Annotated in this window: 24 protein-coding genes; 12 read left to right on the forward strand and 12 right to left on the reverse strand. The window is 45.5% G+C overall.

Annotated elements, in window-relative coordinates; translation table 11 throughout:
* The first annotated feature begins 14 nt into the window (after positions 1-14).
* Genes surA through apaH form a run of 5 tightly spaced genes read left to right on the forward strand, consistent with a single transcriptional unit; the run spans position 15 to position 4,380 of the window.
* On the forward strand, positions 15-1,310 hold the full coding sequence (gene surA / locus AACR75_RS17365) for a peptidylprolyl isomerase SurA (protein WP_047688121.1): 1,296 nt from the start codon (positions 15-17) through the stop codon (positions 1,308-1,310).
* The gene (gene pdxA, locus AACR75_RS17370; RefSeq protein ID WP_047688122.1) at positions 1,300-2,292 is read left to right on the forward strand and encodes a 4-hydroxythreonine-4-phosphate dehydrogenase PdxA; all 993 of its coding nucleotides are present in this window, start codon (positions 1,300-1,302) and stop codon (positions 2,290-2,292) included. The genes surA and pdxA overlap by 11 nt, the downstream gene beginning before the upstream one ends.
* A 13-nt stretch (positions 2,293-2,305) precedes the next feature.
* Complete coding sequence (gene rsmA, locus AACR75_RS17375; RefSeq protein WP_013857835.1) at positions 2,306-3,112, forward strand: 16S rRNA (adenine(1518)-N(6)/adenine(1519)-N(6))-dimethyltransferase RsmA; 807 nt, start codon at positions 2,306-2,308, stop codon at positions 3,110-3,112.
* 60 nt (positions 3,113-3,172) lie between these two features.
* Positions 3,173-3,553, forward strand: coding sequence for a Co2+/Mg2+ efflux protein ApaG (apaG, locus tag AACR75_RS17380; RefSeq protein ID WP_013857836.1), 381 nt, complete (start codon positions 3,173-3,175; stop codon positions 3,551-3,553).
* A gap of 11 nt (positions 3,554-3,564) precedes the next feature.
* Positions 3,565-4,380 carry a bis(5'-nucleosyl)-tetraphosphatase (symmetrical) ApaH gene (gene apaH, locus AACR75_RS17385; RefSeq protein ID WP_047688124.1) on the forward strand — a complete coding sequence of 272 codons (816 nt, stop codon included), beginning with the start codon at positions 3,565-3,567 and terminating at the stop codon, positions 4,378-4,380.
* 46 nt (positions 4,381-4,426) lie between these two features.
* Here the strand turns inward: apaH and folA are convergent, their stop codons facing one another.
* The 6 genes from folA to rplU form a co-directional block, all read right to left on the reverse strand.
* Positions 4,427-4,909: a type 3 dihydrofolate reductase gene (gene folA, locus AACR75_RS17390; RefSeq protein WP_017050646.1), complete on the reverse strand. Its 483-nt coding sequence runs from the start codon at positions 4,907-4,909 to the stop codon at positions 4,427-4,429.
* A 43-nt stretch (positions 4,910-4,952) separates the two neighbouring features.
* Positions 4,953-5,441, reverse strand: coding sequence for a threonine/serine exporter family protein (locus AACR75_RS17395; RefSeq protein ID WP_013857839.1), 489 nt, complete (start codon positions 5,439-5,441; stop codon positions 4,953-4,955).
* On the reverse strand, positions 5,429-6,190 hold the full coding sequence (locus AACR75_RS17400; protein WP_013857840.1) for a threonine/serine exporter family protein: 762 nt from the start codon (positions 6,188-6,190) through the stop codon (positions 5,429-5,431). The genes AACR75_RS17395 and AACR75_RS17400 overlap by 13 nt, the downstream gene beginning before the upstream one ends.
* A gap of 116 nt (positions 6,191-6,306) precedes the next feature.
* A complete protein-coding gene (gene cgtA / locus AACR75_RS17405) occupies positions 6,307-7,479 on the reverse strand; it encodes an Obg family GTPase CgtA (RefSeq protein WP_010320622.1) in 1,173 nt (390 codons plus the stop codon).
* 221 nt (positions 7,480-7,700) lie between these two features.
* Positions 7,701-7,958 carry a 50S ribosomal protein L27 gene (gene rpmA, locus AACR75_RS17410; RefSeq protein ID WP_010320621.1) on the reverse strand — a complete coding sequence of 86 codons (258 nt, stop codon included), beginning with the start codon at positions 7,956-7,958 and terminating at the stop codon, positions 7,701-7,703.
* Positions 7,959-7,979: 21 nt separating this feature from the next.
* Entirely contained in the window at positions 7,980-8,291 is a 312-nt protein-coding gene (rplU, locus tag AACR75_RS17415) for a 50S ribosomal protein L21 (protein ID WP_010320620.1), read from the reverse strand.
* 272 nt (positions 8,292-8,563) lie between these two features.
* Between rplU and ispB the strand changes: the two genes are divergently transcribed.
* On the forward strand, positions 8,564-9,535 hold the full coding sequence (gene ispB / locus AACR75_RS17420) for an octaprenyl diphosphate synthase (RefSeq protein ID WP_017047084.1): 972 nt from the start codon (positions 8,564-8,566) through the stop codon (positions 9,533-9,535).
* Between the two features lie 97 nt (positions 9,536-9,632).
* On the opposite strand, the gene AACR75_RS17425 is transcribed toward ispB, so the two are convergent.
* Positions 9,633-11,039, reverse strand: coding sequence for a basic amino acid/polyamine antiporter (locus AACR75_RS17425; protein WP_047688126.1), 1,407 nt, complete (start codon positions 11,037-11,039; stop codon positions 9,633-9,635).
* Positions 11,040-11,332: 293 nt separating this feature from the next.
* Positions 11,333-12,268 carry a malate dehydrogenase gene (mdh, locus tag AACR75_RS17430; RefSeq protein WP_047688130.1) on the reverse strand — a complete coding sequence of 312 codons (936 nt, stop codon included), beginning with the start codon at positions 12,266-12,268 and terminating at the stop codon, positions 11,333-11,335.
* Between the two features lie 325 nt (positions 12,269-12,593).
* Between mdh and argR the strand changes: the two genes are divergently transcribed.
* From argR to AACR75_RS17455, 5 genes are all read left to right on the forward strand, one after another.
* Positions 12,594-13,067 carry a transcriptional regulator ArgR gene (gene argR, locus AACR75_RS17435; protein WP_013857844.1) on the forward strand — a complete coding sequence of 158 codons (474 nt, stop codon included), beginning with the start codon at positions 12,594-12,596 and terminating at the stop codon, positions 13,065-13,067.
* Positions 13,068-13,530: 463 nt separating this feature from the next.
* Entirely contained in the window at positions 13,531-14,499 is a 969-nt protein-coding gene (locus AACR75_RS17440; protein WP_026027829.1) for a TAXI family TRAP transporter solute-binding subunit, read from the forward strand.
* 287 nt (positions 14,500-14,786) lie between these two features.
* Positions 14,787-17,360 (forward strand): TRAP transporter permease, encoded by a 2,574-nt coding sequence (locus tag AACR75_RS17445; RefSeq protein ID WP_013857846.1) that lies wholly within the window; start codon positions 14,787-14,789, stop codon positions 17,358-17,360.
* A gap of 84 nt (positions 17,361-17,444) precedes the next feature.
* On the forward strand, positions 17,445-17,882 hold the full coding sequence (locus AACR75_RS17450; RefSeq protein WP_013857847.1) for a universal stress protein: 438 nt from the start codon (positions 17,445-17,447) through the stop codon (positions 17,880-17,882).
* A gap of 168 nt (positions 17,883-18,050) precedes the next feature.
* The gene (locus AACR75_RS17455) at positions 18,051-18,443 is read left to right on the forward strand and encodes a DUF2061 domain-containing protein (protein ID WP_026027587.1); all 393 of its coding nucleotides are present in this window, start codon (positions 18,051-18,053) and stop codon (positions 18,441-18,443) included.
* A gap of 11 nt (positions 18,444-18,454) precedes the next feature.
* Here AACR75_RS17455 and AACR75_RS17460 read toward each other — a convergent pair whose 3' ends face one another.
* Together AACR75_RS17460 and rraB are read right to left on the reverse strand one after the other, a co-directional pair.
* On the reverse strand, positions 18,455-19,258 hold the full coding sequence (locus AACR75_RS17460) for a glycosyl hydrolase 2 galactose-binding domain-containing protein (protein WP_047688132.1): 804 nt from the start codon (positions 19,256-19,258) through the stop codon (positions 18,455-18,457).
* Between the two features lie 163 nt (positions 19,259-19,421).
* Positions 19,422-19,847 carry a ribonuclease E inhibitor RraB gene (gene rraB, locus AACR75_RS17465; RefSeq protein ID WP_017046663.1) on the reverse strand — a complete coding sequence of 142 codons (426 nt, stop codon included), beginning with the start codon at positions 19,845-19,847 and terminating at the stop codon, positions 19,422-19,424.
* 686 nt (positions 19,848-20,533) lie between these two features.
* On the opposite strand from rraB, the gene arcA reads away from it, so the two are divergent.
* Positions 20,534-21,754, forward strand: coding sequence for an arginine deiminase (gene arcA, locus AACR75_RS17470; RefSeq protein WP_017047087.1), 1,221 nt, complete (start codon positions 20,534-20,536; stop codon positions 21,752-21,754).
* 101 nt (positions 21,755-21,855) lie between these two features.
* On the opposite strand, the gene tldD is transcribed toward arcA, so the two are convergent.
* Both tldD and AACR75_RS17480 read right to left on the reverse strand, forming a co-directional pair.
* Positions 21,856-23,301: a metalloprotease TldD gene (gene tldD / locus AACR75_RS17475; protein ID WP_013857867.1), complete on the reverse strand. Its 1,446-nt coding sequence runs from the start codon at positions 23,299-23,301 to the stop codon at positions 21,856-21,858.
* Positions 23,298-24,131, reverse strand: a complete 834-nt coding sequence (locus tag AACR75_RS17480; protein ID WP_047688134.1) for a carbon-nitrogen hydrolase family protein — start codon at positions 24,129-24,131, stop codon at positions 23,298-23,300. Before AACR75_RS17480 ends, tldD begins: the two co-directional genes overlap by 4 nt.
* Positions 24,132-24,137 lie beyond the last annotated feature (6 nt).

Raw genomic sequence — 24,137 nt, forward strand, 5'->3', positions numbered from 1 at the left:
TGATAGGACTACAAATGAAATTGTGGAAACACACACTGATTGGGTTGATGGCAACATTAAGCCTAAACACCGCATACGCTGCTCCTGTTGAGCTCGATCGCGTCGCCGTCATCGTCAATAGTGGCGTTATTTTACAGAGTGACATTGATGGTGCATTAAAAACCTTGACCATTAATGCAAAGAAAAATGGTCAAACGCTACCAGAAGACACAGTGCTGCGTGAGCAAGTGGTTGAAAAATTGATTATTGATACCATTCAGCAACAAGAAGCACAACGCATTGGCGTTCGCATTGACGATAACCGACTCAGTGACGCGATCGCCGACATCGCGAAAAACAATAATCAAACCCTGGAACAGCTTAACGCTTCTGTTACTGCTGAAGGGCTGACTTATGCCGAATTTCGCGAACAAGTACGTAAAGAAATTGCAGCAAGTGAAGCGCGCAATGCTTTAGTTCGTCGCCGGATCAATATATTACCGGACGAGGTGGACAACTTAGCCAATATTCTTGCGCAAGAAACCAATGCAACGGTGCAATATAAAATCAGCCACATCCAACTGCGTGTTGACGACACTCAAGATAAGGCCGCAGTAGAACAGCAAGCCAAAACCTTAGTCGAAAAACTCGACCAAGGAGCGGATTTCAGCACCATGGCTTATACCTATTCAAAAGGTCCGAAAGCGCTGCAAGGTGGTGATTGGGGCTGGATGCGCAAAGAAGAAATGCCGACAATTTTTGCCGACCAAATCAAAATGCAAAACAAAGGCTCTATTATTGGGCCATTTCGCAGTGGCGTCGGTTTCCACATTCTTAAAATTGATGACGTCAAAGGATTAGAAACCGTTGCGGTCACGGAAGTTAATGCACGCCATATTTTAATCAAACCCACGGTCATTTTAAGCGATGACGGCGTACAAAAAGAGCTACATGACTTCATTCGTCGCATTAAGGCAGGTGAAGCGACCTTTGGTGAATTGGCGCAGCAATACAGCCAAGATCCCGGCTCTGCGGCGCAAAATGGCGAATTGGGTTATCAAACACCTGATCTGTACGTGCCGGAGTTTCAGCATCAAATCGAAACATTATCGGTTGGGCAAATCAGCGAACCCTTTAAAACCGTTCATGGTTGGCATATTGTCGAAGTGCTTGATCGCCGTGAAGTCGACCGCACCGACTCAGCACTGAAAAACAAAGCTTATCGCATTCTTTTTAATCGAAAATTCAATGAAGAAGCCAGCGCATGGCTACAAGAAATGCGTGCCAGCGCCTTTGTCGAAATTATACAGGACAACCAAGATGACAATTAAACGCATCGTGGTTACCGCTGGCGAGCCCGCGGGTATTGGCCCAGATTTGGTGCTGGCCTTATCAAAAGAAGATTGGGCACATCAACTGGTGGTATGCGCGGACAAAAGCTTGCTTGCAGAGCGCGCTAAAGAGCTCAATATTGACGTTATATTGGAAGACTACTTAGTCACCTCTGCACCAAAACCACAGCAAGCGGGACGGTTAGTAGTGGATCATATTCCCCTCAGCGCACCGGTGATAACGGGAAAACTGAATGAAGCCAATGGACATTATGTATTAAATACATTAGAAAGAGCCGCTTTAGGCTGTATGAATGATGAATTTGATGCTATTGTCACCGGCCCTGTGCACAAGGGGGTGATCAACCGAGCTGGCGTTGCATTTAGCGGCCACACTGAATTCTTTGCTGAAAAATCTAATACTCCACTGGTGGTTATGATGCTCGCAACAGAAGGGTTGAGAGTCGCGCTAGTGACAACACATATTCCACTGGCTTATGTATCAAAGGCAGTAACGGTCGAGCGGTTAGAAAAAATCATCACTATTTTGCATAAAGATTTGGTGGAAAAATTTGCCATTGCTCAACCCAAAATTTATGTGTGTGGTTTAAACCCACACGCGGGAGAAGATGGCTGTCTGGGCCGTGAAGAGATAGAAACCATCACTCCAACACTAGAAAAAATTCGTCAGCAAGATGGCATTAATTTGATTGGCCCACTACCAGCCGACACCATCTTCAATGACAAATACTTGCAAGATGCCGATGCTGTTTTAGGCATGTATCACGACCAAGTCCTGCCCGTATTAAAGTACAAAGGCTTTGGTCGTTCAGTAAATATTACTCTTGGTCTACCCTTTATAAGAACATCGGTCGATCATGGCACCGCACTCGAATTGGCAGGGAAAGGGCTTGCGGATACAGGGAGCTTTAGAACAGCACTCGCCTACGCGATTGACTTGGTAGAAAAGAAACCTAATTAATTTCGAGAAAACTATGAGAAATGATGTCCACTTAGGGCACAAAGCGCGTAAACGTTTTGGTCAAAACTTCCTAAACGATCCATACATTATTGATGGCATCGTCTCTGCGATTAACCCTCGTCCGGGACAAAATTTGGTTGAGATCGGCCCCGGTCTTGGAGCGATAACTGAGCCAGTCGGCCGCGAAGTGGATAAATTCACTGTTATTGAGCTAGACCGTGACTTAGCTGAGCGCCTGCGCAACCACCCAGAATTATCGAGTAAATTGACGATTCATGAAGGTGATGCGATGCGTTTTGACTTCACGCAGTTGGTGAAACCGAATAATAAACTGCGCATTTTCGGCAACTTGCCATACAACATTTCAACGCCATTAATGTTCCACTTATTTGAATTTCATAAAGATATTCAAGATATGCACTTCATGCTGCAAAAAGAAGTGGTCAACCGTTTAGCTGCCGGTCCCGGCAGTAAAGCTTACGGGCGCTTAACGGTTATGACGCAGTATTTCTGCAAAGTGGTTCCTGTGTTAGAAGTTCCGCCAACTGCTTTTGTGCCGCCACCGAAAGTTGATTCAGCCGTGGTGCGCTTGGTGCCTTATGAAGTACTGCCGCATCCCACGACAAACATGAAATGGTTAGAGCGTGTCTGCCGAGATGGTTTTAACCAACGTCGTAAAACCGTACGCAACTGCTACAAAGGTTTGATTGAGGTGGAAACGCTAGAAGAACTTGGGGTCAACCCTGGCATGCGCCCGGAAAACCTAACACTTGAACAGTTTGTTGCTATGGCAAACTGGTTAGACGCTCATCACGCCTAATAACGATTGAGCGATAAACGGCCAATGTCTATCGCTCATCTATAAAAACAAGGAGTTAACATGGATATCTCTGAACCTTGTATCAAAATCCAAGTCCATACCCAGTATCTCCCCGAGCAGTCCAATCCCGATTTACACCGCTATATCTTTGCCTATGTGATCACCATCCGTAATCTCAGCAACCAGCAGGTACAGCTGATGAGCCGCCGTTGGCTAATTACCGATGCGAATGGCAAACAGATGTCTGTGGAAGGTGATGGCGTGGTCGGGGAACAACCGATTATCTTGCCCAATGATGAGTACCGCTATAACAGTGGTACGGCGTTAGAAACGCCAGTCGGTGTTATGCAAGGTCATTACATTATGTTAGATGAAGCGGACGCTGAATTTATTGTTGAAATTGAGCCTTTTCGTCTCGCTATTCCTAATGTTTTAAATTAAAAGAGGTAGCCGTGGCGAACTATATTGTCGGCGACATTCAAGGCTGTTTTGATGAACTACAGTGTTTATTGGCTCAAGTGCAATTTCAACCACAACAAGACACACTGTGGGTCGCTGGCGACTTAGTTGCAAGAGGCCCTAAATCTCTAGAAACGCTACGTTTTATCAAACAATTGGGTAGTTCGGCACGTATCGTTCTAGGCAATCACGATCTTCACTTACTGGCCGTATCGCTGGGCATCCACCCATGTAAACCTCGTGATAAAACCTTACACATATTACAAGCCAACGATGCAACAGAGCTGCTCACTTGGTTGCGCCATCAACCGCTCCTCGCTGAACATGCTGACTTTGTCATGTGCCATGCGGGGATTTCTCCTCTATGGGATCTTGAAACTGCACGTCAAGCAGCAAAAGAAGTCGAAAGTATTTTGCAAAGTGATCGTTGGCGTTGGCTTATCGAGCAGATGTACAGCAACACACCTGATATGTGGAGCTCGAAGCTAGAAGGGATTGATCGCTATCGCTATACCATCAATGCCTATACTCGGATGCGTTTTTGCTTTGCTGATGGGCGTCTTGATATGGCGTGCAAACTTCCCCCTCAAGAAATAAAAGATGAAGAATTGTTACCGTGGTTTGCCCTACCCAAACGCCTTAAACTCGATAAAACAGTCCTCTTTGGCCACTGGGCTGCGTTAGAAGGTTACCGCAGCGACGAAGTGATAGGGCTTGATACTGGTTGTGTGTGGGGAGGATGTTTGACCATGCTACGCTGGGAAGATAAACACTACTTCACTCAACCAGCGTTAACCCATAAAGGCTAACGAATAAAAAGATTCGGATCGTTGCTTAATATCGATCCGAAATCCTCTATTGCTTATCAAAAACCACAAACTGCATGTTGTGAGCATTTTTGTCATCCGCTTGATACATTTCACGATGAACTTCTTGCCACTCACTCCCCCACTCGGGAAATTGCGTATCTCCCTCAATATTTAAGTCAATAAAGGTGAGGTATAGTTTATTGGCCTGTGGCATACAGGCTTGATAGATAGAGCCGCCACCAATGATCATCACTTCATTCACATGACCCGCAACCTCAATGGCTTCTTCAATCGAAGAGACAATACTCACCCCTTCAATTGCCAATGAAGCATCACGACTGATCACGATATTATGGCGACCGGGTAACGGGCGACCAATAGACTCATAAGTTTTTCGCCCCATGATCACTGGTTTGCCCAATGTACAGCGTTTAAACCATGCAAAATCGGCCGGTAAATGCCATGGCATTTGATTGTCTTTACCAATAATCCGGTTGTCTGCCATCGCGGCAATCATGCTGATGATCATAAATAAGATCCTAAAGTGTCATCACGAAAAATAGCCCATGCCCTTACACTATGGGTTTGCGCCGATAGAATAACAAACCCGGAACCGCAAGGCCAACCGCTAAGCCCGCGATAATAAACATCGCTTTTAAAAAATTATCCATCAGTATCGCCAGCAGCTCTGGCGTAAAACCAAGATGGTTAATTTCAACCATTGCAATCATCGCTTTAAAGGCAAAAACCCCGGGAACCATTGGGATCAAAGCCGCTACCGTAAACACTTTAGGGTGAGCTAAAAATTTACGCGACCAACGCACGCCAATCATTCCAACGATAGTTGCAGCAAAAAAAGTCGCCCACTCAATGGGAATTCCAAATTGCATCATTAAGTAACGTGAGCCATGACCAATCGCACCACCTAACGCACAATATTTTAGGGCTGGTACAGGAACATTAAACACCAAAGCAAAACCAACGGCTGGGATTGCAGCAAAAAACATATCATTGGCTAAACCGAGTAATAAATTCATCCAATCCATCGCTACCACCCCCATACACCCGTCACGCTCATCGCCGCAACGATGCCCAAACTCGTTGCCAACGTAAGCAAACTTGCCATCACAAAACGGGCAATACCCATATTGATATAACCTTTAAGCATATCCGCGACCGCATTAATTAAAGGAAAACCGGGGACTAACATCAGTACAGAAGAAGCCATCACAATGGTTGGTTTATTGCCTAGTTGGTAGATGATAGCTTGCGCTGAAATGATCGAAGTAACAAATGAGGTCACCGTAAAGTTGACGAGCGGATTAAATTGGCGATGCCCAATCTCTTGGCGCACAATCATACCCGCCGCAGAAGCAATGAACGTCATCGTAAACACCGTCCAATCTCCGCCAGCTAAACGAGCAAATGCAGCACAAGAAAGACCAATCATCACCACAACCAACCAACGGTTGTAGCGTTCAGGGCTGATCTGATTAAGTTTTTTCTGCGCAAGGGAATAATCTAAAATCCCTTTTTCCATCATGATGCAGATGCGCTGGACTTGCGTCACTACCCGCATGTTGATCCCACGATCAGGACAACGGCGCGCAGTCGTAATGCAATGGCCATCATAAACCGTGGTTAGCACAAGTGAACTCGCCGAGAGCGATACTTCCACTTCACTCATGCCACACGCCGCTCCCATGCGACGCATAATATCGCCCACCAGTGTACTTTCCGCACCATGAGCCAACAACATTTGCCCAGCCTGGGCGATCAATCGAGAAACAAGCCTCTGTTTGGATGTCATGATTCCTTTCCGAACGTCCTAAAAGCCCAATAGTGTGCCCGAAATTGGGTGCTTTAAATATGATTTAGCTATAAAAAAGCCGCAATAATTATTGCGGCTCAATCAATTCAGGAACATTAATCACGAACATAGATAACGTGGCCGTCATCTTCTTCGTCGTCCCAATCATCCCAGTCATCACCATCTTCAGTGATCACATTTTGGCTGTTCATCTCATCTTTATGGTAATCATCCCACATGAAATCGACTTTCTGAGCTTCACTGAGCTCTTCCTGCTCACGAGGTAGCGTTTCCATATAGTCAGCCAACTCACGGCACAAATCCGCCGTACCTTGTTGGTTTACTGCCGAAATTTTGAAGTATCTACCTTCCCAAGCCAGCGCATCTAAGATCTCTTGGATCTTTTCATCGGCTTCTTCTTCAAGCATCAGATCAACTTTGTTGAACACCAACCAACAAGGTTTTTGTGACACTTTTTCACTGTATTGCTCTAGCTCATCAAAGATGGTCAGCGCATTTTGCGCAGGATCACTTTGATCAATAGGAAGAATGTCGATCATATGCAGCAACACTCGGCAACGTTCTAAGTGCTTTAAGAAGCGAATACCTAAACCAGCACCATCGGCCGCGCCTTCAATCAAGCCCGGAATATCAGCGATCACGAAACTTTTCTCAGGAACCACACTCACGACACCCAAACTTGGGATCAGCGTAGTGAAGGGGTAATCAGCGACTTTTGGCTTCGCTGCTGAAACAGAACGAATAAAGGTTGATTTACCCGCATTCGGCAAGCCAAGCATACCCACGTCAGCTAACAATAAAAGCTCAAGGCGTAATTCGCGCACCTCACCTTTTTTACCCATGGTTTTTTGGCGTGGTGCACGGTTAACGGATGACTTAAAGCGAGCATTACCTAAACCATGCCAGCCACCTTTAGCGACCATCACTTTTTTGCCATGCTCTGCAACTTCACCCACAACTTCATTGGTGTGAATGTCAACCGCTCGAGTCCCAACAGGCACCTTCAAAGTAATGTCTTTACCGCGCTTACCTGTACAGTTGGCACCGCCACCATTTTGGCCGCGCTCAGCAGCGTAAAAGCGTTGGAATCGGTAATCAACCAAGGTATTTAAGTTTTCATCGGCTTGGATATAAACGTCGCCGCCATCGCCGCCATCGCCGCCATCAGGGCCGCCTTTCGTCACGAATTTTTCACGCCAAAAGCTCACGACACCGTTACCGCCATCACCCGCTTCGACTTTAATTATCGCTTCATCAACGAATTTCATTTGTTACTCCACGCTCTTTGCGTTGCGATATCATTGTCACACAATGATATAAATTCTAGCAGATACACATTCAGGATCGACCGTGATCATCCTTCGTTTTATCCACAATTGGAACACATAAGGAGAAACTCTAGTGATTAGAGTGTCTTCTTTTCTGTTCGGCTGATAAATAAAAAACCCCACCGTAACGGCAGGGCTTTTGAGTTCAGTTAGGTATAAATTTATTCAGCGTCGATGCTAACAAATTTACGGTTTTTAGGACCTTTAACTTCAAATTTCACTTTACCTTCAGTAAGAGCGAAAAGAGTATGGTCTTTACCGATACCAACGTTAGTGCCTGCGTGGAACTTAGTACCACGTTGACGAACGATGATGTTACCTGCAAGAACAGATTCACCACCGAAACGCTTAACACCAAGACGTTTGCTTTCTGAATCGCGGCCGTTACGAGTAGAACCGCCAGCTTTTTTGTGTGCCATTGTTAAACTCTCCTAAATTACTTAAGCGTTGATGCCAGTGATTTTCACTTCAGTGAACCACTGACGGTGGCCTTGTTGTTTACGAGAGTGTTTACGACGACGGAACTTAACGATTTTAACTTTATCGCCACGACCGTGTTGTACTACTTCAGCAGTAATTTTACCGCCTTCAACAAGAGGTGCCCCAACAGTGATTTGCTCACCGTTAGCAACTAGTAGAACTTTATCAAATTCAACAGTTGCACCAGTTTCAACGTCTAATTTCTCTAAACGAAGAGTTTGACCTTCGCTTACACGGTGTTGTTTACCACCAGATTGGAAAACAGCGTACATATTTTACTCCGCTCTTTCCGCACAGCCGTATGCTTTTTATTTGAGCAATTTGGGTGTGCGCTAAACTAATCATCAATAGGGCGCAGATTCTACGCGAATGAGTACCCCAAGACAAGCCATATTTTGAAAAAATTGGCGAAAAGCTAATCGCCAATGAAAAGTGGCGCAATCATGCCTTTAAGCCTTGTATTAATCAACGTTTTTTAGTGTATTATTCGAGAATTATAGAAGAACACAACACCTTATAGGTTCTAACTTCAGCCGGATTAACCATGGATTTTAAAGCTATCCAAACGCTTACTGCCGATGACATGGCAAAAGTGAATGAAACGATTCAAGCTCAGCTCAACTCTGATGTATCTTTAATCAATCAATTAGGATTCTACATCGTCAGCGGAGGTGGGAAACGTCTGCGTCCTTTGCTGGCTATTTTGTCGGCTCGAGCCCTTGGTTATCAAGGTGAAGCGCACACGACTGCCGCTGCATTTATTGAATTCCTCCACACGGCAACCTTGCTGCATGACGACGTTGTCGATGAGTCGGATATGCGCCGTGGTAAGGCAACAGCGAACGCGGCATTTGGCAATGCAGCGAGCGTGTTAGTGGGGGATTTCATCTACACGCGTTCCTTCCAAATGATGACTACACTAGGATCGTTAAGGATCCTTGAGCTGATGAGCGATGCGGTGAACGTTATCGCGGAAGGCGAAGTGCAACAATTGATGAACTGTAATGATCCAAACACTACCGAGGAAAATTACCTACAGGTGATCTACTCGAAAACGGCGCGTTTGTTTGAAGCAGCGACCCAGATTGGTGCGATATTAAGTAACGCTTCTCCTGAAATTGAAACGGCACTACAGAACTATGGTAAGTACCTTGGCACAGCTTTCCAGCTCATTGATGACGTGATGGATTACACCTCTGATGGCAGTGAAATGGGCAAAAATGTGGGCGATGATTTAGCGGAAGGCAAACCAACACTTCCTCTATTGTACGCAATGCAGCATGGTACACCCGAACAAAAAGAGATGATCCGTGAGGCCATCGAAAAAGCCAATGGCATGGAACAGCTGGATGCAATTCTAGCGGCAATGAAACAAACAGGCTCGCTTGAATACACAACCAACAAAGCGCTCGAAGAAGCCGATAAAGCGATCAATGAGCTGTCTATCCTGCCAGAAAGTGAATATAAACAAGCACTGATAGCTCTAGCTCATATGGCTGTGAATAGAACAAAGTAGAACAGCAGCTAGCTTGGACGAAGAATCGATCTTTGCCTAAAAATGCACCGCGACAAAAAGAGCCTCAATTGAGGCTCTTTTTGATTCTAAGCGTTATTTAAAACCCGCCTTGCCAAATCATGCCAAATGCAAAAACAGCCACGATTGTTAAAGCACAAGCTCCTAACTTTTCTTTGCCTTGAAAAGGATGAATGCCCTGCTCTCGTTTAGCTTTCATGTAGAAATAGAGCCCAGGTAAGTAGAGTAGCGCGGAGAGCATCAAATAGTGCAAACCAGAGGCATACAAAAGCCAAATCCCATAAATGGTGGCACAAGAACCTATCACCAGAAGTTTGCCTTTATTCTTCTGTTCAATCGCGATCTTTAACGTAAAGGCGCCGATCAAAAAATAGGGAACAAGGATCATTTCTGAAGCGAAAATCAGCAGCGTATCGTAGGTACTGCCTGCGTACATCACCAGAATCAGTGAGACCTGAATGCAAATATTGGTTAGAGTTAACGCTTTTACTGGGCTCCCCGCTTCGTTTTGCTGGGCGTAGATGGCAGGAAACATCTTATCTCTAGCACATAAAAATGGCGCTTCGGAGGCCAGGACCGTCCAGCTAAGAAAAGCACCGCACACCGAAATAATTAAGCCAACACCGATAATGTACTCACCCCAAGGACCAAGAATAGTCGTCAGCACTTTGGCCATTGAAGGGTTCTGATATTGCGCCAATTCAACCGGTTTAATCACGCCCATCGACAATAAGGTGACCAATACATAAATGGTCAACGCCGTAAGCAAACCGAGAATAGTCGCTTTACCGATATCAGCACGGTGGCGAGCGCGGCTTGACACGACAACCGCTCCCTCTATTCCGATGAACACCCATACCGTGATCAACATGGTGCTTTTTATTTGATCCAGCAGATCATGGCCAACACCGAAGTGTAAGCCTGTAAAATCCAATGTGAATTTGTCCCAAGAAAAAGCAAAAGCGGCACAAATGATGAACAACACTAGAGGAATCATTTTAGCAAAGGTGGTAATCAGATTAATGAATGCGGCCGTTTGTACTCCTTTTTTGACCAACGCATGCACCAACCAAAGTAATACCGATGCACTCCCAATGGAAAGCCACGTATTGCCCGCCCCAAACATCACGTTATCTGGTGTATCAAACAACATGCCTAAGGTGCTAAAAACAATTACCAGATAAGAGACATTAGCCACCATGGCGCTAAACCAGTAACCCCATGCGGAACAAAAACCCGCAAAGTCACCAAATCCTTCTCGAGCAAAACCAAATACGCCACTATTAATATGAGGTTTATGGACGGCAAGTTGTTGAAAAGAGAGCGCGAGAAAGATCATACCAACGCCAGTGATCCCCCAACCAATCATTACCGCCAAAGGGCTGGCGACTGAGGCCATGTTTTGTGGCAGGCTAAAAACACCAGCGCCAATCATTGAACCAATGACCAGTGCTGTTAGTGAGCCCAAACCAAGCTTATTATCCATGGGAACTATCCAGTGAGTGTTTACACATTAGAGGAAGGCGCTATTTTAGAGAACATATTTACCAGACATCAATCCCTATGTGATCGCGGTCACTGAGATAGTGAGTCAATAGTCAAATTCATTGCTAGGGATCAAAAAGTTTGTAAGTTCACGACGAAAATAATGCACTGCTCAGTAAAAAAAACCGCATATTACACAGTTCAAAGCATCATCATACAAAAATATTGGTAAAAACCATAAAAAATGCCGCTTGGATGAGCAAGCGGCATTTTTGTATAAGATAAGGTTATTCTTTATTTGGCGAAATCAACACCTAGCTGAATATCACCTTTCAGTGTTGTCAGCATTCCATCTAACGCGGCTTGTTCATAGTCACTCAATGCACCATAGCTCAACACTTCTTCGACACCCTCTTTACCGAGTTTAATCGGTTGTGCAAAGAATGAAGCATGCTCACTACCACCGTCAACGTAGGCACATTCCACAACACCTGGTTCACCTTGTAGTGCTTTGACTAATGATAAGCCAAAACGGCAAGCCGCTTGACCCATTGACAGTGTTGCACTGCCGCCACCCGCCTTCGCTTCCACCACTTCGGTGCCTGCGTTTTGAATGCGCTTAGTTAGAGCTTCCACTTCTTCAGCCGTGAACTCAACCCCTTCAATTTGCGAAAGCAAAGGAAGGATAGTGACGCCTGAGTGGCCGCCAATCACAGGCACAATAATCTCGCTAGGGTTTTTATCTTTTAGCGCCGCGACAAACGTTTCTGAGCGAATCACATCCAACGTTGTCACACCGAATAGCTTACGCTTGTCGTAAACGCCTGCTTTTTTCAAGACTTCCGCTGCAATAGGTACTGTTGTATTGACAGGGTTGGTGATAATGCCCACACAGGCTTTTGGACAGACAACCGCAATCTTTTCAGCCAACGCTTTCACAATGCCAGCGTTAACATTAAACAGATCCGCGCGATCCATACCTGGTTTACGAGCGACACCTGCAGAAACAAGGACTACATCCGCACCTTCAAGCGCAGGTGTTGGATCTTCGCCAGCATAGCCTTTGATCGATACGGGAGTAGGAATGTGGCTTAGATCGGCAGCAACGCCCGGAGTCACCGGTGCGATGTCATACAGCGCCAGATCGGAACCAGCAGGAAGATGGTTTTTAAGTAGAAGTGCTAGGGCTTGACCGATGCCACCAGCGGCACCAATAACAGCTACTTTCATCGTAGTTCTCCTTGAGAATAAATCTCTTATAAATGTTTTTGTGTAGGGTATTTTTAAGCTAGAAAACTATAGCAATCACAATATGATTACAATCAATTAACGCTAGCTTTGCGACCTCGCGCAATTCGCTAAAATCGTGCTACAGCACCGATGGCAATTATGACCTTGTTTATCTTTACCGACAAAGAGTTAAGTTGCCATTCGACCAAAGTTTTACATAAAAGTTTACAGTGACCTTTTAGACACTTTTGGACGATAATTTGGCGATAACTGCATAGCTATGCGAGAATATGCAGCAATAAATGGCTAATCGAAGACGATAACTATGCGCAACAATAATGATAAGCAAGATAATCTGGTTCGTGCTTTTAAAAATCTATTAAAAGAAGAACGTTTTGGATCTCAAGGTGACATTGTCGATGCCCTGCGTAATGAAGGGTTTGATAATATCAACCAATCCAAAGTATCTCGCATGCTGACTAAATTTGGCGCGGTACGCACTCGCAACGCAAAAATGGAGATGGTCTACTGCCTTCCTGCTGAACTCGGTGTACCAACCGTATCAAGTTCACTGCGTGAATTAGTGCTAGATATAGATCACAATGCCGCGCTGGTAGTGATTCATACCGGGCCAGGGGCGGCGCAGCTTATTGCTCGGTTACTTGATTCTCTGGGCAAATCAGAAGGCATCTTGGGTGTGGTGGCCGGTGACGATACCATTTTTATCACACCGACACTGAACGTAACGACAAAGCAGCTGTTTGATTCAGTCTGTGATCTGTTTGATTACGCAGGGTAATTTGTCACTAAACGCATTTCATCTCACTCTCTAGTAGAATCACACTGAGTCAAGTCGGCGTGATTCTCTTCACATCTTCAGCAATAAGTTGTCACAGCAGAAAGAGGAATAACTCCTTGATAGGCAAGCTATTGCCATATTTTGGCTCTGACAATGACGCTTATTGATAGCCAATTTCGCTACATTTTTTAACATTCCTGTAATTATGTGTCGATTTTTTGGTATTATTTAGCCACTTTTTCAACATACGGATTGAAAAAGATGCCGTTTCTAGATGAGGAAACTCCCCCGATACCCAAACAACTTGAAGTTGCGGGTAGACGGCAAGTGAGTCAGTCGTCATAAGCATGGATAATTCTGTGATTGGGGTGAACGAACGTAGCCAACACCACAGCAACTTCAGGTGGGAAGGGTGTAACAACAATTATCTATGGGGTTAATAATGAATAAGGAAGGAAAATTCATGGCATTGAATAAATTGATTAAAGTTGGAATTATTGCAGCAGCGGTCATGGGTACAGGTACGTTAAGCGCACAAGAGTTCATTACGATTGGTACAGGATCCGTCACTGGTGTTTACTACCCGACAGGTGGTGCTATTTGTAAGCTGGTTAATAAAGGGCGTAAAGATCACAACATTCGCTGCTCAGTAGAATCAACGGGCGGATCGATCTACAACGTGAACACGATTCGTGCAGGTGAACTCGATTTCGGTATTGTTCAATCTGACTGGCAGTACCATGGTTATAACGGTACCAGTGAATTTGCCGAGCAAGGCCCGAATAAAAAACTGCGCGCAGTTTTTTCCCTTCATACCGAACCTTTTAATATCATTGCCCGCGCGGATTCTGGCATTGAAAACGTGGCTGACTTGAAAGGTAAACGTGTCAACATTGGTAACCCAGGTTCTGGTGACAGGGCCACCATGGCAGTGGTGATGGATGCATTTGGTTGGACCAATGACAGCTTCAAATTGGCTTCTGAGCTCAAAGGCTCTGAGCGCTCTCAAGCATTGTGCGACAATAAAATAGATGCCTTTATTTATATGGTTGGCCATCCAAATGGTTCAATCAAAGAAGCAACGACCTCATGCGATGCAAAACTCGTCTCTGCTACTGGCCCTGAAATTGAAAAAATTGTTGCCAATAACCCTTACTACGCTTACAGCACGATTCCTGCTGGCATGTACCGTGGAACAGATAAAGATGTAACCAGTTTTGGTGTGGCTGCGACCTTGGTATCAAGCACTGATGTGTCTGATGAAGTCGCATACAATTTGGTCAAAGCGGTATTTGAAGATTTTGATACCTTTAAACGTCTTCACCCTGCCTTTGCTAACTTGAAAAAAGAAGACATGGTGAAAGCGGGGATCTCCATTCCTCTTCATCCTGGCGCAGAAAAATACTACAAAGAAATCGGTCTGCTAAAATAATTTCGCATCGCGAAAACCAACAATAGCGATACCGAATCAAAGGAGGCTGAATGTCTCCTTTGATTGCCCTTTCAGTCACGAGCGATATGCCCTTTATCCCTTGGCGTTATGGTCAACGATGATGGCCTGTCCTCTTACGTTTACAACGACTCTTTGGGCACATTTGGGTTTTAAATGATTTAACAACCCACCTTTTGTTCTGTTCCGCAATAGCCCACTTCTCATTAGCAGTGAATTGACCCTGTGACCAACCGAGACGTAGGCAGCCAATAATAAGGATAACGTACATGACGAAGACACTTACTCCGTCAACCGATGTGCAGGAAATGGTAGCGCAATCTGATACCGGCGCAAGAAACCCTCACGGCTTGCCGGGGCGCATTTTGTGGTTTGTCCCACTATGTTGGTCACTATTCCAACTTTGGTATGCTTCACCGCTGCCCTTTATTTTTAACTTTGCCATCTTAAACGATACGCAAGCACGAGCCATTCACCTCACATTCGCTGTCTTTCTCGCCTTTACTGCCTACCCTGCGTTAAAGAACTCACCACGCGATCGCATTCCATTGATTGATTGGATTTTGGCATTGGCGGGCAGTTTCTCTGCTGCTTACATCTATTTATTTTACAATGAGTTGGCTGGTCGCTCCGGTGCGCCAACCTTGATTGATATAGCGGTCTCCGTCACAGGAATGGTGCTATTACTTGAAGCAACACGTCGAGCGTTAGGACCACCGCTAATGTTGGTCGCAGCACTCTTTTTGCTCTACACCTTTGGTGGCCCCTACATGCCGGATGTGATCGCTCATAAAGGAGCGAGCCTAAACAAAGCGATGTCTCATTTATGGCTGACCACTGAAGGGGTTTTTGGGGTGGCTCTTGGGGTTTCCACCTCTTTTGTGTTCTTGTTTGTTCTATTTGGCGCAATGCTTGAACGAGCTGGCGCAGGTTCCTATTTTATCAAAGTAGCCTTTTCACTGCTGGGCCACATGCGAGGCGGCCCAGCGAAAGCAGCGGTTGTAGCCTCAGGCTTATCGGGGCTAGTGTCTGGCTCATCGATTGCAAACGTAGTTACCACCGGTACTTTTACCATTCCCTTGATGAAACGTGTCGGCTTTCCCGGAACAAAGGCGGGCGCTGTTGAAGTAGCCGCTTCCACCAATGGCCAATTAACCCCGCCTATCATGGGTGCTGCCGCATTTTTAATGGTGGAATATGTCGGTATTTCCTATGTTGAAGTGATCCGTGCGGCGCTACTACCAGCGCTTATCTCTTATATTGCCTTAATTTATATTGTCCATTTGGAAGCCTGCAAAGCAGGAATGAAAGGCCTACCTCGCCGTCATACACCAACATGGGTGCAAAGCTTACTTTCATTTACGGGTACTATTTTAGGGCTTTGCGTTCTCAGCGCTGTTGTTTACTACGGCATTGGTTGGACCAAAGAAGTGTTTGGTGACGCCGCTACTCCAATTGTTACGGTCGCGCTTTTACTGACTTATGTCGCTCTGATTAAAATTTCGTCTCGCTACGCCTCAGAAAGTGCAATGGATATGGATATCCAAGAAGTACCCGACCCTGGGCCGACGGTAAAATCAGGGCTTCATTACCTGCTACCTATTGTGGTGCTAGTATGGTGTTTGACGGTCGAGCGCTTCTCGCCCGGATTATCCGCCTTTTGGGCCACGATATTTATGGTCTTCATTTTGATCACTCAGCGGCCAATCATGTCGTTACTCAATAAGAGCAACGATTTGAACACGCAAGTGAAGGCTGGATTTGTTGATCTTGCCGAAAGCTTGGTTTCGGGCGCGCGGAATATGATTGGCATTGGTGTGGCAACCGCCGCCGCAGGAACCGTCGTTGGTGTCGTCACCTTGACTGGCATTGGCTTAGTGATGACCGATTTTGTTGAGTTTATATCCGGTGGCAGCGTCATACTGATGCTGATTTTTACCGCCGTGATCAGCCTCATTCTTGGTATGGGCTTACCGACCACCGCCAACTACATCGTCGTATCAACCTTAATGGCTCCCGTCATTGTAACACTGGGAGCCGCTCATGGTCTTATCATCCCATTGATTGCCGTACACTTATTTGTGTTCTATTTCGGCATTTTGGCAGATGACACCCCACCAGTTGGCTTGGCGGCATTTGCCGCAGCCGCTATCGCTAAATCAGACCCTATTCGTACAGGTATTCAAGGGTTTGCTTACGATATTCGTACCGCCATTTTGCCCTTTATGTTCGTATTCAACACTCAACTACTGCTAATGGGAATTGATACATGGTGGCACTTAGCGTTAACCATTTTCTCGGCCATTACCGCAATGCTGCTGTTTTCTGCTGCGACTCAAGGTTGGTGGCTAACTCGCAATAAGTGGTGGGAAACCGTCCTGCTGTTGGTGCTGACGTTCTCGTTCTTCCGACCCGGTTTTTGGTGGGACATGATTTATCCTGCGACCGAACTGCACCCAGGCACAGAGATAGCGCAAATTGTAGAAAACCTCGATGTGGGTCAATCGATAGAGCTTATCGTCGCTGGTGAAACCATTGAAGGTGATTACTTATCAAAAACAGTACTACTCCCTTTTGATGATCAAGCGTCAACGGCAGAACAGCGTATTCAATCAATGGGGCTAACCCTGAAAGAAACCAGTAATCGTATGCTGGTGGATATGATTGAGTTTGGCAGTCCAGCTGAAGCTGCAGGCATAGATTTTGATTGGGAAATCCGCTCAGTTGTGTTGGAAAGCCAACGGCCAATGAAAGAGTGGGTTTTCTTACCTGCATTATTATTAGTGCTGACGCTAGCTTGGAATCAAAAACGCCGTATGAGAACACAAGAAATACGCGCTTAATCAATATGCCTAGCACGAGCTAGGCATATACTTTACGGAAACAAGGTGCTCTAAAGCACCCTATCGTAGATGAGATAATCCATAATGTATAAACACATCCTTGTTCCAGTGGACCTTAATGAAAAAGGCTTTTCTGACAAAGCCGTTGAACTTGCTGTTTGGCACGCGACACATTCCAATGCTGAAATTCATCTTTTAAATGTACTACCTGGTATCCACATGTCGATGGTCGCCACATACTTCCCGAAAGATGCCGCGGCGAAAATGAAAGAAGACGTCAAGCAACAGCTAAAACAGTTTGCTGATCAACATATCGCTGACGAAATAATCTACAAACTGCATGTAGCGGAAGGTAAAGCCTACACCACCATTTTAGATTACGCAGAAAAGCTCGGAGCTGATTTGATTATCATGCCAAGCCATAAACGATCGAAGATCGATAAAGTGATGCTGGGATCGGTGGCCAGTAAAGTAGTGCAAAACTCGCCAATCAATGTACTGGTTGTCAAACCGCAAGGATAGAAACCCTGCATCGTCATAAAAAAGCGCATGAGGCGCTTTTTTTTATGCCAACGACAAGCGCCTCAGTTAGGAATTGGCTATCAAACTAATAGGCTCAATTATCTTTACTTGTTGAGAATAATTATCAATAATATTTACATCAACCCGATAACCGTTTAGGTGAACATTATGAAAAAAACGCTTAGCTTTGCCGCGATCCATTTCAGTATTGCGTTTACCGTCGTTTATCTACTTACGGGCGACATTATTCTTGGTAGTCTGATTGCCATGCTTGAGCCGATGGTCAATACCGTTGCTTTTTACTTTCATGAAAAAGTATGGGCACACTACGCCCCGCTGCGCCGCTACTCACAATCGGCCAAAATTAAAACAGGTAGCTTTGCTGTAGTGCACTTCAGTGTTGCATTTAGCGTGGCATATATCATGACCGGAAGTTTTATCATTGGTGGTGTTTTAGCCATGATCGAACCGAGCATTAATACGTGTGCTTACTACTTCTACGAGAAGTTTTGGCAAAAGAGGCATCCGCAAGAATGGTCACCAATGAAATGCTCTCATTAACTGTACGTTGATCAGATAGGAAAATGGGTAACACAGAGATCTTCGCTTAACGCGATATGGAAGGATTGCTGCTGACCATCAAGTTTCACCGATAAGGTATACAAATCATTCGGGTTAAGCTGTGTAAGATCTGCGTACTTCGGCGCTTCCACTTGAAATAAAGCACTGGCGTGCTGATGACGCACATCAATAGGTAACTGATAGCTCATACCATTAAATTTCACCACCGCGGAAACTAATCCTGCTGCGTAGGTTTGATAATGTAAGTGAACCAAAAACTCACAGCCACCGCCATAGTGCCAGATTTGCTCAGTGGTAACATGCTCTAAACGAACATGACGAATGCATTGCAGATAAGGCTCTTGCCAAATACCCATTCGCTCATCGTATTTCTTCACCGAGTGGTGTCCCAATGGGCATAATTGCGGTAAATCTTGATCCTCCAGCAACCACTCTTCTTCTTGCTCAACAAACAAAATTTCGAATCGATTGCGGCCGAGTTGCAGCAAAGGCCGAATGTCTTTTTCATACACCGCTTGACTGCCATCACAATCAAATAGTGCCACACCGTTTAAACGTATTTCCGCATAAAAATCGATCCCCTCAAGCACAAGATCAATTGCAGCAAAACCAAGCATCACTTCATCCACCTCAACATCATGCATCAAATGCCACTCTTGCTCGGCAATGTGTGCTTCTGTCATATCGTGAGGTAATACTTGGCTAAGAGGCGCAGGAAAACAAAGATCATCTTGCGGGATCGATAAATCAGTCAACGGTGAAAGCTGCCAAAAGCCAGCAAGAGAAATTCGCATAATAAACTTGAGCTAGATCAATGTTGAGCGATTATATACAAAATAAATAAAGATGTGCTGACAAAAATAATGATTCGTCACTAAAGTGCCCCGCTAGCTTTGCATAGCTAAAAAAATACCAGCCAAAGGGCTGGTATCTCACATCAAGGTAAATAACGCCTAATCACTCTTGGTCGTCTTCATCTTCCTCATCGTCGTATAGCGCATCTTCACCCTCGTAGTAAGTGCCCCAGCCGTCGTAAATAATGTCATATTTTTCAGCAAGTTGAATAAGCTTCTCTGCCTGTTCATCGATCGCTTCGGCCTTCAGTACCGATTGCATAGTCGCGTCACAGCACAATAGTTTATTGCCGTCTTCATCTTCTGTTTCTTCTGCTTCAAGCACTTCAAAGCCCATTTTAAAGGCTTCAACAACCGCTTTTTCTAGCGTGTCAAAATCTTCAGCAAATAGGTGGTGCTCTATCTCATATAACGCATCTGGATCACTGCCATCTTCGAGCAGGGCTTGAATGATGTCGCGAGTATCTTCTTTTTGAATTTCGATTAACTCTTCAACGGATACGTAGTCATCTTGCTGAGGTTGAGACATAAGGTGCTCCAGATTTGGCTAAATGTAGACTATACTCCATCAACTTGGCGTTGCAGATAGGCGGCAAGTGAGTTAATCCCCATGAACATAGATAAACTATGTGACTGGGGTGAGCAAACGTAGCCAGCACCGCTGCAACTTCAAGTCGGAAGGGTATAAATGAATTTCGACGAAATATGGCATGGTTCGCCTAAAATTGCCACCAACAACGTACCACGATCTTTATCTTTCTAAAGGATCACTGCTCAATCAAGTACAGATTAAATAAAAAACACTTTAATTTAACAATTTATTTTCATTTTGCTAATTCAGTAGATTATCTGCCTGATGATTTGCTCTTTCACCGCATTAAACTGCCTGTTTATCAAACATTCATGCATAGCGAAAAAGGTCGCTTTGGCTAAACATGCCCGCATTATGCACTTTTTATGTAAATAACCGCATAGAAAATCACTTATTCTTCATGCTTAATTCACCCTCCTCTGAGACAAAAACGCATAACAAAGCACTTTGTCGTTATTAGGCTTATTTGGCTGGTTTTGGAGTTATTTTTTAATAAGCACACACTTTGAAGCATACACAACTATAGGTTCACGAAATAACAGCTAATATCACCACTAAGTAGACTTGCATCGATCGCTTAAGCTTGTCATAAAGAACATGAGAAATAAGAGTAGGGATACAAAATGAATAAGCTGTACGTTGGATCTGAAGTTGGGCAACTGCGCCGAGTATTACTCAATCGGCCAGAGCGTGCCTTAACTCATCTCACACCGTCGAACTGTCATGAACTGTTATTTGATGATGTACTTGCCGTAGAAGATGCAGGAAAAGAGCATGATGCCTTTGCCAACACATTGAAGGACCAAGATGTTGAAGTGCTGTTGTTGCATGATCTCTTAGTCGAAACCTTAGCCGTTGCCGATGCCAAAGCGTGGTTGCTCGATACGCAAATTTCTGATTTTCGCTATGGTCCCACTTTGGCGCGCGATCTGCGCTGCTATTTAGCTGACATGGATAACGAACACCTCGCCACTCTGCTACTCGGTGGTCTTGCTTATTCCGAACTGCCCATCCACTCCTCTTCGATGCTACCTAAAATGCATCGTCCGTTAGATTTTGTGATTGAACCGTTGCCTAATCATCTCTTTACCCGCGATACCTCTTGCTGGGTGTATGGCGGCGTATCGCTTAATCCGATGATGAAACCAGCACGCCAACGTGAAACCAACCATTTACGCGCCATTTATCGTTGGCATCCTGTATTTGCAGGAGAGAATTTTATCAAGTATTTCGGTGATGAAGATCTGCACTACGATAATGCCAATATTGAAGGGGGCGACGTACTGGTGATCGGTAAAGGTGCGGTGTTGATTGGTATTTCCGAACGCACGACGGTGCAAGGGGTAGAAAATTTTGCTGCGAGTTTATTTAAACATGGGCAGGCCAAAGAGGTGATTGCCGTTAACCTGCCTAAACACCGCTCCTGTATGCATTTAGATACGGTGATGACACATATGGATGTCGACACCTTTTCTGTTTACCCCGAAATTATGCGTCATGATTTAGAAACATGGCGTTTAACGCCGAAAGGCGATGGCGGGATGAACGTAGATTCAATGCCAAGTTACGTTAATGCGATTGAACGCGCGTTAGGTTTGGACAAACTCAAAATCATCACCACTGGTGGTGATAGCTATGAAGCTGAGCGCGAGCAATGGAATGACGCCAACAACGTGCTAACGGTTAAACCCGGAGTTGTGATTGGCTACGAGCGCAATGTCTACACTAACGAGAAATACGATAAGGCGGGCATCAAAGTATTAACCATCCCCGGCAATGAACTCGGCCGAGGCCGAGGCGGCGCGCGCTGCATGAGCTGCCCGATCGAGCGAGATGATATTTAACCTTCTCAATTCAACGCAGTGAATAAAAGAGATAAAAAAGCGGCGCATCAAAACGCCGCTTTTTATTTGCTTACGACGTCAGCTCTGAGCGAGTAACAACGTTATTCGGTGCCACCAACAGTGAGCGAATCTAGCTTAAGCGTAGGTTGCCCTACTCCAACAGGCACACTTTGTCCTGCTTTACCGCACACTCCAACGCCGCGATCAAGGCTCAAATCGTTACCCACCATCGAGACTTGTTGCATTGCCTCAATGCCAGAACCGATCAAGGTTGCACCTTTGATTGGATAAGTAATTTTGCCGTTTTCAATCATATAGGCTTCAGAGGCAGAGAACACAAATTTACCCGAGGTGATATCCACTTGGCCACCGCCAAAGTTGGGCGCATAAACGCCTTTCTTCACTGTTGAAATGATCTCTTCTGGCGTATGTTCACCCGGCAACATGTAAGTGTTGGTCATGCGCGGCATCGGTAAATGTGCGTACGATTCACGACGCCCATTACCCGTAGGGTTCACCCCCATCAAACGTGCGTTGAGTTTGTCTTGTATGTAGCCTTTCAACACGCCATTTTCAATTAAGGTGTTGTATTGACCATTGACACCTTCATCGTCGACATTGAGCGAGCCACGCAGATCTTTCAGTGTGCCATCGTCAACAATCGTACAAAGCGTTGAGGTTACTTTCTGGCCAATTTTACCGGAGAAAACAGAAGATCCTTTGCGGTTAAAATCACCTTCTAAGCCATGCCCTACCGCTTCGTGAAGCAAGACGCCCGGCCAACCAGAACCGAGCACAACAGGCATCGCGCCAGCGGGAGCTGCGACAGCTTCAAGGTTGACTAAGGCTTGTCGGATAGCTTCATCGGCAAACTGAAACGCAACTTTACGGCCATCTTGTTCGGTGAGGAAAAAGTCATAACCAAAACGACCACCACCACCAGAGCTGCCTCGCTCGCGGCGATCACCTTTTTGTGCTAACACGCTGATCGACAAACGGACCAACGGGCGGATATCGCCTGCGTAAGTCCCATCGGTTGCAGCAACTAACATCTGTTCATGCACACCACTTAAGCTCACCGAGACTTCTTGGATCAACGGCTCTTTGGTACGAATGTAAGCATCCAGCTCTTGCAGTAATTCTGTTTTTTGCTTTTTTTCCCAACTGGCTAGTGGGTTATCCGCCGCATAATAGGCTTGATTATCGCTACGTTTAAAGGCTTGAACACAGCCACTTTTACCTTGCTGCGCAATACCTCGTGCGGCTATTGCACTCTGTTTCAAACCTTCTAATTGGATTTGATCTGAATAAGCAAAACCCGTTTTTTCACCAGTGATGGCGCGCACACCAACACCGCAATCGATATTAAATGAGCCGTCTTTAATAATGCTGTCTTCGAGCACTAAAGATTCATGCCAGCTCGACTGAAAATAGATATCGGCATAATCAATTTGACGAGTGGCAATTGTCGCTAGTGTATCCGCAATATCTTGCTCGGTTAATCCTGCAGGTTTTAATAGTGCATCTTCAATGCGGTTAATACTCATAGTTTGCTCTTATTATCTATAAACTGATTCGTGAATCGGGTGTGTGCAGCAATGGGCATTTTTTGTCGAACTTGCTCAACGTAAGCCAAGTCAATATCGGCGACTAAATTCCCCACTTGCTGGTTTAAGCTTGCAATAACCTCACCCCAAGGGCTGATGACCATCGAATGACCCCATGTCTCGCGCCCACATGGATGAAGCCCAGTTTGCCCAACCGCAACAATCCAACACTGATTCTCTATCGCTCGGGCTCTTAACAAGACTTCCCAATGTGCCTTTCCGGTCACCGCCGTAAAGGCCGCAGGAACCACTAATATCTGAGCACCCTGCATTCTTAATTGGGAATAGAGGTGCGGAAAGCGCACATCATAGCAGATGGAAAGGCCAATTTGACCAAATGGCGTCGACGCAACACTCAGCTTTGTGCCGCAGGTAAAAGTTTCCGATTCTCGATAGCGCTGGTGGCCGTCAGCGACATCTGCATCAAACATGTGTAATTTGTCGTAGTACGCGACAAGATCGCCACTAGCGTCAAACAGCAAGGAGGTAGTCGTTACCCCGACCTCACGACGGATAGGCATGCTGCCCACCAACAGCCACACCCGATGAAAGCGAGCCATAGCAGCCAATTGACTCTGCAAGGGCCCTTGCCACAATGGCTCGGCATGTTGGTGATACTGTTGTCGCGTGCCAAACACCAGTGCATTTTCCGGCGTGACAATCCACTTCGCACCTTGCGCCACAAGTAGTGACACTTGCTGTTCGATATAGGCCAAATTCTGCGCAGGTTCAGAGCTTGACGTCATTTGAATAAGTCCAACGCGATCCATGCCTAC

The sequence above is a fragment of the Vibrio sp. ZOR0018 genome (assembly GCF_963865925.1).
In the GTDB taxonomy this organism is placed as follows: Bacteria; Pseudomonadota; Gammaproteobacteria; order Enterobacterales; family Vibrionaceae; genus Vibrio; species Vibrio anguillarum.

Coding starts and splice junctions, on each gene's coding strand:
- surA (WP_047688121.1), top strand. CDS start 15: ATGAAATTGTGGAAACACACACTGATTGGGTTGATGGCAACATTAAGC.
- pdxA (WP_047688122.1), top strand. CDS start 1,300: ATGACAATTAAACGCATCGTGGTTACCGCTGGCGAGCCCGCGGGTATT.
- rsmA (WP_013857835.1), top strand. CDS start 2,306: ATGAGAAATGATGTCCACTTAGGGCACAAAGCGCGTAAACGTTTTGGT.
- apaG (WP_013857836.1), top strand. CDS start 3,173: ATGGATATCTCTGAACCTTGTATCAAAATCCAAGTCCATACCCAGTAT.
- folA (WP_017050646.1), bottom strand. CDS start 4,909: ATGATCATCAGCATGATTGCCGCGATGGCAGACAACCGGATTATTGGT.
- AACR75_RS17395 (WP_013857839.1), bottom strand. CDS start 5,441: ATGGGGGTGGTAGCGATGGATTGGATGAATTTATTACTCGGTTTAGCC.
- AACR75_RS17400 (WP_013857840.1), bottom strand. CDS start 6,190: ATGACATCCAAACAGAGGCTTGTTTCTCGATTGATCGCCCAGGCTGGG.
- cgtA (WP_010320622.1), bottom strand. CDS start 7,479: ATGAAATTCGTTGATGAAGCGATAATTAAAGTCGAAGCGGGTGATGGC.
- rpmA (WP_010320621.1), bottom strand. CDS start 7,958: ATGGCACACAAAAAAGCTGGCGGTTCTACTCGTAACGGCCGCGATTCA.
- rplU (WP_010320620.1), bottom strand. CDS start 8,291: ATGTACGCTGTTTTCCAATCTGGTGGTAAACAACACCGTGTAAGCGAA.
- ispB (WP_017047084.1), top strand. CDS start 8,564: ATGGATTTTAAAGCTATCCAAACGCTTACTGCCGATGACATGGCAAAA.
- AACR75_RS17425 (WP_047688126.1), bottom strand. CDS start 11,039: ATGGATAATAAGCTTGGTTTGGGCTCACTAACAGCACTGGTCATTGGT.
- mdh (WP_047688130.1), bottom strand. CDS start 12,268: ATGAAAGTAGCTGTTATTGGTGCCGCTGGTGGCATCGGTCAAGCCCTA.
- argR (WP_013857844.1), top strand. CDS start 12,594: ATGCGCAACAATAATGATAAGCAAGATAATCTGGTTCGTGCTTTTAAA.
- AACR75_RS17440 (WP_026027829.1), top strand. CDS start 13,531: ATGGCATTGAATAAATTGATTAAAGTTGGAATTATTGCAGCAGCGGTC.
- AACR75_RS17445 (WP_013857846.1), top strand. CDS start 14,787: ATGACGAAGACACTTACTCCGTCAACCGATGTGCAGGAAATGGTAGCG.
- AACR75_RS17450 (WP_013857847.1), top strand. CDS start 17,445: ATGTATAAACACATCCTTGTTCCAGTGGACCTTAATGAAAAAGGCTTT.
- AACR75_RS17455 (WP_026027587.1), top strand. CDS start 18,051: ATGAAAAAAACGCTTAGCTTTGCCGCGATCCATTTCAGTATTGCGTTT.
- AACR75_RS17460 (WP_047688132.1), bottom strand. CDS start 19,258: ATGCGAATTTCTCTTGCTGGCTTTTGGCAGCTTTCACCGTTGACTGAT.
- rraB (WP_017046663.1), bottom strand. CDS start 19,847: ATGTCTCAACCTCAGCAAGATGACTACGTATCCGTTGAAGAGTTAATC.
- arcA (WP_017047087.1), top strand. CDS start 20,534: ATGAATAAGCTGTACGTTGGATCTGAAGTTGGGCAACTGCGCCGAGTA.
- tldD (WP_013857867.1), bottom strand. CDS start 23,301: ATGAGTATTAACCGCATTGAAGATGCACTATTAAAACCTGCAGGATTA.
- AACR75_RS17480 (WP_047688134.1), bottom strand. CDS start 24,131: ATGGATCGCGTTGGACTTATTCAAATGACGTCAAGCTCTGAACCTGCG.